Raw genomic sequence first — 12,568 nt, forward strand, 5'->3', positions numbered from 1 at the left:
CGTTGCTCCTTATGGCAAGCGATTGGCATGGCCTGGGGCGGTCGCCCGAGGCGGATAGATTACGCCGGTCCTCGTGGCTTTACGAGGGGATCCGGCCCCATGGATTGAACGGGCGTGCCGTGCCCGAAGGTTACACAAATTCTGCAGGATTGGTGGCGGGTCATCCCCCCCGGCGCCTGCTGGCCACCGTGCGCACCACCATGACCGCCAGGGTGACCGCGGTCAGCGGAAGCACGAATCCGGCCATGGCATCCCGAAACGCCGGCAGGTAGCTGTTCTGCAGCGTGGCCAGGACCAGGTAGAGGGTATAGGCGATATAATAGCCGAAAAACAGCGCCCCCTCCCAACGGGCGATCAGGTGCCCGGTGAAGAAGATCGGCAGGCAGGCGACGGCCGTCGCCACCATCACCGGCAGATCGAAACCGAGAGCGGTCTCGGCCACCGGAATCCCCTCCGGCGCGACCAGCGCCGTCAGTCCCAGCACCGACAGCAGGTTGAAGATATTGCTCCCCACCACGTTGCCGACGGCGATGTCGCGATGGCCGCGGATACTGGCCATGACCGAGGTGGCCAGTTCGGGCAGGGAGGTCCCGACGGCGACGATAGTCAAGCCGATGAGCAGATCACTCACCCCCAGCGCCGTGGCCAGGGAGATCGCCGCGCCGACCAGCCAGTGGGCGCCGCAGCCGAGCAGCGTCAGCCCGGCCAGAATCCAGGCCAGCTGGCGCAGCAGCCCGCCGGCCTTGGCGTCCCCGGCCGGAGCCGGGAGCTCGGCGGCAAATTCCTCGTCGCCCTGGCGGTTTTCCCGGCGGCTGCGGCGGATGGCCCAGACGGTGTAGACGACGATCCCGGCGAACAGCAGGGCCCCGTCGAGCCGGCCGATCCGCCCGTCGGCCGCCAGCAGCCAGGTGAGCAGGGAGATGCCCACCATCAGCGGCACCTCGATGCGGATCAGCTGGCGGGACACCAGCAGGGGCGCGGCCAGCGCCGAGAGGCCGAGGATCAGCAGGACGTTGCAGATGTTGCTCCCCACCACGTTGCCCAGCGCGATGCCGGACTGGCCCGACCAGGCGGACATGACGCTGACCCCCAGTTCGGGTGAACTGGTGCCGAAGGCCACCACCGTCAGCCCAACCACCAGGGGCGAGATGCCCACCGCCATGGCCAGCCGCGAGGCGCCGCGCACCAACCATTCGGCCCCCAGGATCAGGACGACGAAGCCGCCGAGGAGCTGGGCAAGGGTCAGCAGGCTCATGGCGCTCAGGCCCGCCCCGCGGCCAGCGCCTCGAGCCGGGCGATGCGCTCCTCCATGGGCGGATGGGTGGAGAAGAGCTTCAACATGGCGCCGCCGCTCAGCGGGTTGACGATGAACAGGTGGGCGGTGGCCGGTCGGGCCTCCTGCATCGGCAGGCTTTGGGCGCCCATCTGCAGCTTGCGCAGGGCCGCGGCCAGGGCGCGGGGCTTGCCGCAGATACGCGCCCCGCTGGCATCGGCCAGGTATTCGCGGGAGCGCGACACCGCCATCTGGATGAGCATGGCGGCCAGCGGCGCGATGATCGCCAGAGCCAGGCCGCCAAGCATGCCGCCCCCCTCTTCCTCATCCTCGGAGCGCCCTGCGCCGAAGATCGCCGCCCACTGCAGCATGCTGCCGAGCATGGAGATGGCGCCGGCCAGGGTGGCGGCCACGGTGCTGATCAGGGTGTCGCGGTTCTGCACGTGGGCCAGTTCGTGAGCCATGACCCCCTCGAGTTCCTCTTCGCTGAGCAGCGCCATGATCCCCTCGGTCGCCGCCACCGCGGCGTTTTGCGGGTTGCGGCCGGTGGCAAAGGCGTTGGGGCTGGGCGAGGGGATGATGTAGACGCGCGGCATGGGCATGCCAGCCTGCTGGGCCAGGCGCCTGACCATGGCGTGAAAGCCCGGCTGGTCGGCTTCGGACACCTCCCGGGCGCCGTACATCCTGAGGACGATCTTGTCCGAATACCAGTAGCTGAAAAAGTTCATCGCCCCGGCCAGGGCAAAGGCGACGATCGCCCCGGACTGGCCGCCGATGGCGCTGCCCATGCCGATCATGAGCAGAGTGAGGGTGGTGAGCAGCAGAGTGGTCTTGATCCGGTTCATTCTCTTACCTCCGTGGGTGGTATCAGCGCGGGTAAAAGAAAAGACCTTTACCCGCGGCAGGCATATATCGCCGTGGATAAAGGTCTTGCAAATTTCGACACGTCGTCGCAACCCCGCGTCCGGGTGGCCGGGCCACCGTATTGACGAACCGCGGGTCGGCGTTTTCTCCCGCCGAATGCTACTCCCCTTTATATGAAGGGGATATTATGCAGGCTTTCCGTCGCCTGTCAACAGGAATCGGCGGAAAAATCCCCGGCGGGTCAGGGCTCGCGGAAAAACACCTGGCCATCCTCCCCGCCGGTCAGATCCCCGGCCAGGATGGCGCGGATATGCCGTCTCAGGGAGGCCAGGGCGGCCTCGTCGGGATCCTGGAAGGCGATGGCCATGCCCTGCTCGGGGTCGCGGCGCTCGGCGCCGAAGCCCTGGTGGTAGATGACCCTGCCGGCCAGTTCCAGGCGGCAGTCGGAGCTGAGCTGCAACCCCACCCGCACCTGGCTGCCGACCGGCAGCGGCTCGGCGGAGAGCACGAACAGCCCCCCCTCGGAAAGCGCCACCCCCCGATAATGGCCAAGCTCCTCGCCGTGGCGGATCTCCACCTGTTGAGCCAGGGGGACCCGCAGGTTGCTGCGCACCAGCCCCTCGGCGAACAGGGCCTGCTGCAGCACCGCATTGAGCGCCTTGATGCCGATGGGCTTGGCCAGGTAGCCGCTGCAGCCGGCCGCCTCTGCCTGGCGCTGATACGCTTCGCTATGGCTCTCGGCGACGATGATCACCGGGACCTTGGCGCCCCGGCTGTGCCCCCGCAAGGTTTTCAGGGTCAAAAGCCCGTCCATCTCCGGCAGGTTGCTGGCCAGCAGCACCAGGTCCGGGCGGGCGGCCTCCAACTGTTCCAGCACCTCGCGCCCGGAGAAGGCCGGGACCACCTCGTAGCCGAGGCGCCCCAGCAGAATCGACTGGTACATGATCGAGGTCAGGTGATCATCGGCCACCAAAATCTTCTTGTTGCGCGCTACCATACATCCCCCTTGCGGATTTCAGCGAATCGCATCCGGACGACTCACCCCCGGGAGATGCAAACCGCGCGCCCAGCAGGGCGAGGCGGGCGGGACGCGACCCGAGGCCGCCTCATGGGGCGGAGGGGGCGATGATGCCGCCAAATGACCGATCCCGGACCAAAAATGACTACGGGCATACAGTACCTGGGGACCTTCCGCTGCGCCTGGCGGCCCTTTCTCCGGCTCAGGGTGAAGCCGGGGAGAAGGTATTGTCGGCCTGGTTCACCGTGAGCTGGGGATTGGGGGTAATCACCAGGGCGCCGCTGCCGCCGAAGTTGCTCACCTGGTTGCGGGTGACCCCGACCAGTCCCCGGCTGCCCTGGGGATAGTCGAGAGCTATTCCCTCCCCGGCGGTTGCATCGATACGGTTGCCGAGGATCGCCAGATTGGCACTGGCACCCGCCGTGGCCGTCAGGTGGATACCGCGGGCTCCGGCGCCGCTGAGGGTGTTGCCGGCGATCAGCCCGGTCCCGGAAACCCGCTGCAGCGAAAGCCCGCTGCCAGCGATGGCGATAAGCTGGTTGTTGTGCAGGTTGAAATTGTGCAGGTCGGCGCCGGCAATACCCGGATTTCCAGCGCCGGCGCTCCCTTCGAGGCGCATCCCGGCCACCTCGCAGTCGCTGGCCAGGCGAATAATTCCGGCGGGGTTGAGCGCGTCGCGGATGATCGGGTAGGCGCCGGCCCGGGCCGGAACCACCGGGACGCCGTTGAAGCTCAGGCCAACGGCCTCGCCGAGCAGCCGCTGCCCCGGCTTGAGGGTGACCCCCTGGTCACTGACCGAGGCGGCGCCGGGGTAAACCAAGAGGATATCCCCGGGGCGGGAGAGGCCGGCGGCCTGGGTCAGATCCGACAGGGGGCGGGAGAGGCTGCCGTCACCGGCCGCAGCCCCGGGATCGACGAACCAGACCACCGGCCCGATCTCCAGGGTCACCCGGGCCGCAGTGGCCGAGACCCGATAGAGGAAGCTGTCGGTGCCGCGGAAACCGCTCGGCGGGGTATAGGTAAAGCCGCCGTCGGCCGCAATGACGGCGGTTCCCCCCTGGGAGGTGAGCACCGTTTCGGCTTCGGCCCGGGCCCCCGGGGGGTCGTTGCCGAGCAGCCCGGCGGCGGCGGGCACCGCCAAGGGGGTATTGCCCAGCCAGCTGAACCGGTCAGCCGCCGGAACCAGGTCGCAGAGGTCACCGATACCATCGCCGTCGCTGTCGCTCTGGTCATGGTTGGCCAGGTTGGGGCAGTTGTCGCAGAGGTCGCCGACCAAGTCGCCGTCGGCATCGGCCTGAGCCGGGTCGAACAGGTTGGGACAGACGTCTCTGGCGTCCGCGACCCCGTCGCCGTCGGCATCGGGGGACAGCTGGGCGTGGCTGTCACGCACCCCGGGAGCGAGCCCCTGCAGACCCGCCAGAATAAGAAACAGGACAACACTTGCCTTCAAGGTTCTAAGCCAATTGTTCATTTATTTCGCTCCCGGGCCGCAAAGGATCTAAACAAAGAGTCTGGGTCCACCAAATGAACTCTTATTAGCCCATTGCCCGGGGCTTGTCAAATGCCTCCCGCCGCCGGGGGATAAAAAACAGGCCGGCGTCCGGGACGCCGGCCTAGCAATCCGATTGACCCTTGCCCTCAGGGCTGCAGGCAGCTCCCTTGGGCGACACCGACCACATTGCCGCTGGTCCAGGCCGGGGTGTCGTTGAGCTGCTCAAACACCTGGATCTGCGAATTATCCAGGGCCTCGAGGGCGAATACCGCCTTTTTCGCCAGGTCCTTGCTGCTGTTGCCGATCAACTCCAGACACTGCCCGGAGAGACCGGTCGAGGTGGCCAGCAGGTCCCCGATGGTGCTGGTGTTGCCCTGAAGGGTGTTCTCGAGCACCCGGGCGAACAGCTCGGAGGCTCCCGAGCTGCGCAGCTCGATCCCCTCTTCGATGCTCCCCTGGATCTGGTTGCCCTTCAGCTCTGCGGCGACCAGGGAGTCTCCGGCGCTGCCCAAAACGATCGCGTCGCTGCCCGCCCGGCGCACGATATTGCCGCTCAGCCGCAGCAGAGTCCCGCTCCCCGGGCCGGCAACGCTCACCCGAAGGCCCACCGTTCCCGGGTCATCCAGGGTATTGCTGCTCAGCTCCATGCGTCCGGCCCAGGCGGGTCCGCTGGGCTCGGCCACCTCGAGGCTGATCGCCTCCAGGCTTCCGCCCTTGAAATGATTGCCGACAATCCGGCCCCGGCCGGTAACCCCGACCAAACGAACGGCGCCTTTCGCCGAATCCCAGAACCGGTTGTCATGGAGGTTGAAGCCACTTATGGCATTGCCGTAACACACCCCTTCCCGGGCCGCGATAAATTGCAGACCGGCCACCTCGTTGCCGTTGGCCAGCACCACCATCGGTACCGGGTTGGCGAGGTTTTCATTGCTCAGCACCGGCGGATTGGCGCTGGGAGCCAGAATCCGCTGTCCCGCATACCTGAACTCAGCCCCCTGGCCCAGCAATTTCTGGCGATCCTTGAGCAGAAACTGGGCGTCCCTGCCATCGGTGTCGGAGCCGCTGAAATAAATGAATATGATGTCCCCGCCTGCGGCGCTGGCGGTCGCTTCGGCAATGGTCATGAAGGGGGAGGAGAAACTCCCGTCCAGGCTGGCCGGCAGGCTCTTCTTGACGTACCATGCCACCCGGTTGAGCTGGATGGTCACCTGGGTGGTTTGCGAGGCGGTGGAAAAACTGAAGGTGTCAGCCCCCCGGACACCGGTCCTCGGCGTATAGAGGAATGAACCGTCGGCCGCAACGACGATCGTCCCGCCCTGGGAGGTCGTGCGGTCCGCGGCCAGCACCGGGCCGCCGCCGGCGACCAGTCCGTCCTCCACGGAAACTCTGAGGGGGGTGTTGCCGATCCAGTTGTAGCGGTTGGGCGCCGGTGTCAGGTCGCAGGCATCGCCGATGCCGTCTCCGTCGGAGTCCGCCTGGTCGGGGTTTTCCTCGCCGGGGCAATTGTCACAGTCGTCCCCCACCCCGTCGTTATCCGCATCGGGCTGGCCGGGATTGGCGCAGTCCGGGCAATTGTCCACCACGTCCACCACCCCGTCAGCATCCCCATCCCCGGGCAGCGTTCCACTGCCAGGATCCGTACCGGGTCCGGTTCCGGTCCCCGGATCGGTACCGGGGTCGGATACCACCTCGGTAGCCGGAGCATTCGGCGCGGCTTCATGGTCATGCCCCCCCCCTCCGCCACAGGCGCCCAGACCCAGCAAACAAACAACCCCCAACAGAACTACCCCCACCCTTTGCCAACCCACGTTCATTGCTCCCTCCCTGAAAATGGCCCACCATGCAAAACAACCACTTGACCAATTAGTAATACCTAATTATCACGAGCCAACCGTATGTCAATACAGGGAAGAAACTTTCTCCACCTTTAAAACTGCTGGAAGAAATCTGTCGGCCCCCGGATTTACCTTGGACACCAACCAAAGTCTGAAGAGTGGGGATGCGCCGCGGGAAAAAATTTGCGGAATTGGGGTAAAATGTAAAGGCGGACAGAGGCGGGTTGGTGCCTCACTGGCCAGCCGACCCGGGAAAGGGAGAGGGAAGATGAAACGGTTTCTGGTTTTACTACTGATCGTCGCACTGGCCACAGCAGGATGCGCTCCGACCATGGGGCCGAAGGAAACCGGCGGCACAATTCTCGGCGCCGGTGCCGGAGCCCTGGCTGGATCCCAGATCGGTTCAGGCCGGGGCACCCTGGTGGCGGTGGCCATCGGCACCCTCGCCGGCGCCCTGATCGGCCAGGGAGTCGGCCAATCGCTGGATCGGGCCGACAAGCTCTACATGGAGCGCAATGCCCAGTATGCCCTGGAGAGCACCCGCACCCAAACGGCCACCACCTGGCGCAACCCCGATTCCGGCAATTACGGCTCCATCACTCCGGTGGAGACCTACCAGACCGCGGAGGGGCAATACTGCCGGGAGTACATCCAGACCGTCACCGTCGGCGGCCAGCGCCAGCAGGCTTACGGAACCGCCTGCCGACAACCGGACGGCACGTGGAAGATCGTGCGCTAGCCGGGCGAGCTCCTCAGCCCCCCTTTTCGCTGCGCAGCAGGGCCAGAAGCTGGGTGTAGCCAGAAACCTGGAGAATCTTGTCCCGTAGCGACTCGTTGCGGAAGGTGGCCGCGATGTCGGCGAGAATCTCCAACTGGGCGCCGTCGTCCTGCTGAGGCGTCAGGATCAGGCAGACCACATGGGCCGGAAGCCCGTCCGGGGCGTCGAAATCGACCCCCAGTGGCGACAGGCCAACGGCCACCAACGGTGCCTTGAGCCCTTCGAGCCGGGCGTGGGGGACCGCTACCCCCATGCCGATGCCGGTGGCCATGACCCGCTCGCGGGCCAGGACCGCCTGGCGGACCGCTTCGCCATCCAGGGAGGCGGCCGTCGTCAGCGCGTCGGCCAGCTCCCCGATCACCCCACTGCGATTCACCGCCTTGAGCTGGCGGACGAACCCCTCGGATACCACATGATCCGAAAACCTGCGCGGCTTTTTCAGGCGCAGGACTTTCTGCAGCAGCGGGCCGCTGACCAGCGAGGTGACCAGGGCAATCACCACCAGGGCGACGAACACCTGCTGGGTGATCAGCCCGAACTGCAGGGCCAGCACCCCCAGGATGATCCCCATCGTCCCCTGGGCGCTCATGCCGAACCCCGTCCCCCAGGCCTCCCGCCAAGCCAGCCCGCCCAGCCTGCCGCCCAGGGCGCTGCCGATCACCTTCCCGGAAAAGGCCAGCACCAGCAGGGTCGCGGTCAGGGCCAGGTCGAAGTGGGTGGCAAAATTGACCCGCAGGCCGATGCTGGCGAAAAACAGCGGCGCGAAGATAAACGAGACGAACTGGTCGATGGTGGTTCGGGTCTGCTCGCGCAGGTGGCTGGAGTGGCCGATGGCCACCCCGGCGAGGAAGGAGCCGAAAATGGCGTGGATCCCGATCCACTCGGTGAAGGCCGCGGACAAGAGGCACAGCGACAGGGCGAACCCCAGCACCCCCCCGGGCCAGCTGGCATAGGCCTGGATCCAGGGGAGCAGGCGGTGGATCAGCCAGGGGACCAGCGTCAGCATGGCCAGGGTAAAGCCGATGGTCAGCCACACGGTGTGGGCGATGGGCATGGCGTGCCCGTGGTCTCCCCCCACCATCCCCAGCACCACCGCAAACACCAGCCAGCCCAGCAGATCGTTGAATACCGCGGCCGCCACCACGGTGACCCCCAGGTCACTGCGGTAGATGTTGAGGTCCATGAGGATCTTGGCAATGATCGGCAGGGCCGAAATCGACAGGGCGGTGGCCATGAACAGGGCAAAGGCCAGGGGCGGTGGGCCGGGCTGAAAGCCTACCAGCTGCGGCGCCCACCAGGCCGCGGCAAACCCCATGGAGAAGGGGAGCAAAACCCCGCAAAGCGCCACCAGGACCGCCACCTTGCCCTGGCGCCAGACGGTGGCCAGGTCGATCTCGATCCCCGCAACCAGCAAAAACAGCACAATGGCCAGCGTGGTCAGGCCGTCCAGGACCAGGGCTCCGCCACCGCGTGCCGGAAACAGAACGGCGCTCACCCCCGGGGCGACAGTCCCCAGCAGGGTCGGCCCCAGCAGGATTCCGGCGAGAATTTCTCCAAGCACCGTCGGCTGTCGGAAGCGGCGCGCCAACTCGCCCAGCAGGCGGGCCGACAGCAACAGAACGCCCAGGGCCAGGAACATGGTCGTGATTTCCTGCGGAGTCAGACTATCCATCGATCCTCAAGCTGTCGGGAGCCGTTCCGTGCGCCGCGAATGGCCGCGGGACGCGTCCGGGCAGGAACCACCGTGGGTCGGGCAGGGCGCTTTCCAGGGAAGGTCAGCAGAGCCGTCGTTAATGATAATAAGTGTAGCAGGGAATCGGTCCATTGGCCTGCTGGGCGGATTTTTTCCTGCGCGCAGCACTGGTTCCGCCGCCGGCGAGCCACGAACCGGAGGGGAAATCGCCTTTGCCCATCCAAATCGGCATGTTATCCTGGCCATCCGGAGAGCCTCCCCCCTTGCGCTCTTCCGGGAAGGTGCCGGTCCCCTTCCAGCGGCCACTGCGCAACGGCCCAAGGTAGCTTATGGCAGCCGAATACCTCCACATCCTGGCGGCTATCGCCATCATCTTTCTCGGCGCGCTGATCGGCGGCCGGGCGGCCTCTTGGTGCCGCATCCCCAGGGTCACCGGCTACCTGGTGACCGGTCTGCTGATCGGCCCCTCCTTCGCCCATCTGGCGGGACTGCCTCCCCTGCTGCCCAGCGAGGCCCTGGCCGGCCTGCGCCTGGTCTCGGACATCGCCCTGGCGCTGATCCTGATGAACATCGGCGGGCTGTTCGAGCTTGAGCGCCTGCGTCGCTGGAAGCACCGTATCGCCCTGTTTTCCCTAAGCGAAATGGCCCTTACCTTCACCCTGGTCGGCCTCGCCGTGCTGGTTTGCAACCTGGTTGTACTGCAGACCACCGTCCCGGGGCTCAACCTTTGGCAGACCTCCCTGGCCTTTGCCCTGCTGCTCGGAACCATCGCCGTCGCCACGGCTCCCGCGGCCACCCTGATGGTGATCCGCGAGTACGAGGCCGAGGGGCCCGTAACGGGCCTGGTGCTGACCCTGGTCGGGTTCAACAATCTCGCCTCGGTTCTGGGCTTTGCGGTGGTCTGCCATTTTCTCATCCTGCCCGATGAGGGGCTGGGAACGCTGCTGCTCGGCATGTTCGGCCCCATGGTCATCGGCGGCCTGTTCGGGTTGGCCATGGCGCTCTGGGCCCAGCGCCTGGAGCTGCCCAGTGAACACAAGGTGCTGCTGCTCGGCGGCGTGGCAGCCGCCACGGCCCTTTGCCGCAGCCTGGAAATGGACCACCTGCTGGCCAGCCTGGTGCTCGGGGTGATCCTGGCCAACAGTTCACCACGCTGGCACCGGCTGCAGGAGTCCCTGCGCCAGGTCGACTACCTTTTGTATGTCGCCTTCTTCGTTCTGGCCGGGGCCAATCTGCATCTGGAGACCCTCGGGCACATCGGGCTGCTCGGGGTTGCCTACGTGCTGGCCCGCACCCTGGGCAAGGGCCTGGGCGCGGCCATCGGCGCCAGACTCGGAGCCTTCGGTCAGCGCGAACGCCAGTATGTCGGCCTGGCCCTGCTGGCCCAGGCCGGCGTCGCCATCGGGCTGGCCAGCAAGCTCTCCCAGCAATGGCCCGCCGGTGGTCGTTTGCTGGAGACGGTGGTTCTCGGCTCGGTGGTCATTTTCGAGCTGGTGGGCCCCCTGGCCGTGCGCCACGGACTGGTCCGCGCCGGCGAGGTGCCGATTCTCTCCCTGCTGCAGAAACGGGCCCCCCAGGGCACCTTGGAAGGGATGCACAGCGTGGCCGAGCATTTCCGCTCCGCGCTCGGCCTGCCGGCCGGCCACCGGCTGAACGACCCGGGGGACATCCTGGTGCGCCATGTCATGCGCCAGAATGTCGAGACCGTGCGCCACGACACCCCCTACTACGACCTGTTGCGCATCATCGCCCACAGCCGCTACGACCGTTTTCCCGTCGTCGACCGCCAGGAGCGCTTCCTGGGGATGATCAACTACACCGAGATCCGCAACCTGCTGTTCGAACCCTCGCTGGTCCCCCTGGTGGTCGCGGGCGACCTGGCCACCGCGGCCAATCATGCCCTCGGCCCCGACATGCCCCTTCGCGAGGCCCTGAAAACCCTGCAACTCAACCGCAACATCAGCTATTTCCCGGTCATCGACCCCGCCGATCCTCAGCGCCTGCTCGGCATCCTCAGCCAAAACGACGTGTTGGCCGCCTTCCGCCGCCCGGAAAGCAGCTGAAAAAAAAGGCGACCCCGCTGGGGCCGCCTTCTTAACGTGCTGTTGTCTCCTGATTTCCCGACGAAGGGCTCAGCCCTTCCATTCGGCCAGGTACCCCTTGGCCTTCTTGGCTTCATCCGCCAGGGGGAAGGAATCGATGATCTTCTGCATGATGACCTTGGCGTTTTTGGTATCGCCAAGCGCCTTGAAGGCCAGACCCTGCTTGAGCAGAGCGGAGGCCACCTTGGGATGATCCTGGTATTTCTGGATCACGTCCTGGAACTGCAGGATGGCGTTTTCGTATTTTTTTTCGCCGTAATAGCTCTCGCCCACCCAGTACATGGCGTTGACCGAGAGGCTGTGCTGGGGATAGCGCTGCAGGAAATCCTGCAGCAGGGTCCGACCTTGGGCATAGTTGGCGTCCCTCTGGATCAGGTCCAGAGCCCTGGCGTAGATGCCTTCGGGGGTTTCGGGGGCCCCTGCGGCCGCCGGCGCGGCAACACCGCCGCCTCCCTGCTCGAGCTTGGCGACACGGTCTTCGAGGGCGGTCAGTTTCAGCCCCAGGTCGTCGCGCACCAGCTTCAGTTCCTCGCGCAGCTGGTCGCGCTCCCTGGCCAGGTCCTGGATTCGCCCGGCGGAGGACTGCTGTTCGACCCGCAGAGAGTCGAGACCCGCCTGCAGGTCGGCCTGGGAACGGGCCATCCCTTCCAGCGGGGCATTGGTATCCTGCTGGCCGGCGAGGGACCGTTCGGCGTTGGCCAGCCGCCGTTTCATCTCTTCCAGGTCACGTTCCATTCGCAATTGCTGCTGACTGGCGATGCAGCCGGTCAGGCTCGCAGCAAGGAGCAAAAAAACAACAAGTTTGCACCAACGATTCACGATTGACTCTCCTCCACAAACAAGTAAAGGCCGCGCCTGGCGCGGCCTTCACCGGATCATCCAGGCATCAGCGCAGTGCCTTGAACTCCGCCCTTCGGTTCTTGGACCAGGCGCTCTCGCCGTGGCCGGGTTCGAGGGGCAACTCCTCGCCGTAGGAAATGATCGACAGGCGGCTCGCCGGCACCCCCAGGGACACCAGGTAGTTCAGAGCGGCCAGGGCGCGGCGCTCGCCGAGGGCGATGTTGTATTCGTCGGAGCCGCGCTCGTCGCAGTGCCCCTCGATGCGCACCTGCACGCGCTCGTTGGCTTTCATGTAGGCGGCATTTTGCGCCAGGGTCGCGCGGGCCTGCTCGCTCAGGGTGAACTGATCGAACTCAAAGAAGATGCGGTCCAGGCCGGGAACCGCCACCTCCCCCTGGAGGTAGCCGGGCTGTCCGGCCACGGCCGCCTCGCTCACCGCCTGTTCGGAGATACCGGTCACCTCCTGCTGATAGGGGGATTCGGACACCACCGGCGCCTCGCCCGCCATCTCGGTACCGGGGGCCGGCTTCTTGGCGCAGCCCGCGGCCAGCAGGGCAGCGGCCGCCACAATCAGCATCGAACGCAGGATGTTCCCTTTTTTCATGGTCTTCCACTCCTTTTTGATTCTGGCAATCAGGTTTGAACGCAAATCCACGCGGCGAAATGGCCGTAA

The 12,568-nt window shown here is 66.1% G+C and carries 10 protein-coding genes; 2 read left to right on the forward strand and 8 right to left on the reverse strand.

The genetic code is table 11. The features are described from left to right. Positions 1–160 precede the first annotated feature (160 nt). The 5 genes from DESUT3_RS20680 to DESUT3_RS20700 all read right to left on the reverse strand — a co-directional run bounded on the left by DESUT3_RS20680 (position 161) and on the right by DESUT3_RS20700 (position 6,461). A complete protein-coding gene (locus DESUT3_RS20680) occupies positions 161–1,255 on the reverse strand; it encodes a calcium/sodium antiporter (RefSeq protein WP_221250391.1) in 1,095 nt (364 codons plus the stop codon). Between the two features lie 5 nt (positions 1,256–1,260). Further along, positions 1,261–2,118, reverse strand: a complete 858-nt coding sequence (gene htpX / locus DESUT3_RS20685) for a zinc metalloprotease HtpX (RefSeq protein ID WP_221250392.1) — start codon at positions 2,116–2,118, stop codon at positions 1,261–1,263. A 260-nt stretch (positions 2,119–2,378) separates the two neighbouring features. Next, the gene (locus DESUT3_RS20690; protein WP_221250393.1) at positions 2,379–3,134 is read right to left on the reverse strand and encodes a response regulator; all 756 of its coding nucleotides are present in this window, start codon (positions 3,132–3,134) and stop codon (positions 2,379–2,381) included. A gap of 223 nt (positions 3,135–3,357) precedes the next feature. Continuing rightward, complete coding sequence (locus tag DESUT3_RS20695) at positions 3,358–4,626, reverse strand: thrombospondin type 3 repeat-containing protein (RefSeq protein WP_221250394.1); 1,269 nt, start codon at positions 4,624–4,626, stop codon at positions 3,358–3,360. A 167-nt stretch (positions 4,627–4,793) separates the two neighbouring features. Further along, positions 4,794–6,461, reverse strand: a complete 1,668-nt coding sequence (locus DESUT3_RS20700) for a thrombospondin type 3 repeat-containing protein (protein ID WP_221250395.1) — start codon at positions 6,459–6,461, stop codon at positions 4,794–4,796. Positions 6,462–6,750: 289 nt separating this feature from the next. On the opposite strand from DESUT3_RS20700, the gene DESUT3_RS20705 reads away from it, so the two are divergent. Then, a complete protein-coding gene (locus tag DESUT3_RS20705; protein ID WP_221250396.1) occupies positions 6,751–7,221 on the forward strand; it encodes an RT0821/Lpp0805 family surface protein in 471 nt (156 codons plus the stop codon). Positions 7,222–7,234: 13 nt separating this feature from the next. Here DESUT3_RS20705 and DESUT3_RS20710 read toward each other — a convergent pair whose 3' ends face one another. Continuing rightward, positions 7,235–8,932, reverse strand: coding sequence for a cation:proton antiporter domain-containing protein (locus tag DESUT3_RS20710; protein ID WP_221250397.1), 1,698 nt, complete (start codon positions 8,930–8,932; stop codon positions 7,235–7,237). Positions 8,933–9,282: 350 nt separating this feature from the next. Between DESUT3_RS20710 and DESUT3_RS20715 the strand changes: the two genes are divergently transcribed. Then, positions 9,283–11,016, forward strand: a complete 1,734-nt coding sequence (locus DESUT3_RS20715; RefSeq protein ID WP_221250398.1) for a cation:proton antiporter domain-containing protein — start codon at positions 9,283–9,285, stop codon at positions 11,014–11,016. 69 nt (positions 11,017–11,085) lie between these two features. Here DESUT3_RS20715 and ybgF read toward each other — a convergent pair whose 3' ends face one another. Both ybgF and pal read right to left on the reverse strand, forming a co-directional pair. Continuing rightward, positions 11,086–11,790 carry a tol-pal system protein YbgF gene (gene ybgF / locus DESUT3_RS20720; protein WP_221250399.1) on the reverse strand — a complete coding sequence of 235 codons (705 nt, stop codon included), beginning with the start codon at positions 11,788–11,790 and terminating at the stop codon, positions 11,086–11,088. A gap of 151 nt (positions 11,791–11,941) precedes the next feature. Then, positions 11,942–12,499, reverse strand: a complete 558-nt coding sequence (gene pal / locus DESUT3_RS21255; protein WP_221250400.1) for a peptidoglycan-associated lipoprotein Pal — start codon at positions 12,497–12,499, stop codon at positions 11,942–11,944. Positions 12,500–12,568: the final 69 nt, after the last annotated feature.

Origin of the sequence: Desulfuromonas versatilis (assembly GCF_019704135.1) — a bacterium.
Lineage (GTDB): Bacteria > Desulfobacterota > Desulfuromonadia > Desulfuromonadales > NIT-T3 > Desulfuromonas_A > Desulfuromonas_A versatilis.

Coding starts and splice junctions, on each gene's coding strand:
- DESUT3_RS20680 (WP_221250391.1), bottom strand. CDS start 1,255: ATGAGCCTGCTGACCCTTGCCCAGCTCCTCGGCGGCTTCGTCGTCCTG.
- htpX (WP_221250392.1), bottom strand. CDS start 2,118: ATGAACCGGATCAAGACCACTCTGCTGCTCACCACCCTCACTCTGCTC.
- DESUT3_RS20690 (WP_221250393.1), bottom strand. CDS start 3,134: ATGGTAGCGCGCAACAAGAAGATTTTGGTGGCCGATGATCACCTGACC.
- DESUT3_RS20695 (WP_221250394.1), bottom strand. CDS start 4,626: ATGAACAATTGGCTTAGAACCTTGAAGGCAAGTGTTGTCCTGTTTCTT.
- DESUT3_RS20700 (WP_221250395.1), bottom strand. CDS start 6,461: ATGAACGTGGGTTGGCAAAGGGTGGGGGTAGTTCTGTTGGGGGTTGTT.
- DESUT3_RS20705 (WP_221250396.1), top strand. CDS start 6,751: ATGAAACGGTTTCTGGTTTTACTACTGATCGTCGCACTGGCCACAGCA.
- DESUT3_RS20710 (WP_221250397.1), bottom strand. CDS start 8,932: ATGGATAGTCTGACTCCGCAGGAAATCACGACCATGTTCCTGGCCCTG.
- DESUT3_RS20715 (WP_221250398.1), top strand. CDS start 9,283: ATGGCAGCCGAATACCTCCACATCCTGGCGGCTATCGCCATCATCTTT.
- ybgF (WP_221250399.1), bottom strand. CDS start 11,790: ATGGAACGTGACCTGGAAGAGATGAAACGGCGGCTGGCCAACGCCGAA.
- pal (WP_221250400.1), bottom strand. CDS start 12,499: ATGAAAAAAGGGAACATCCTGCGTTCGATGCTGATTGTGGCGGCCGCT.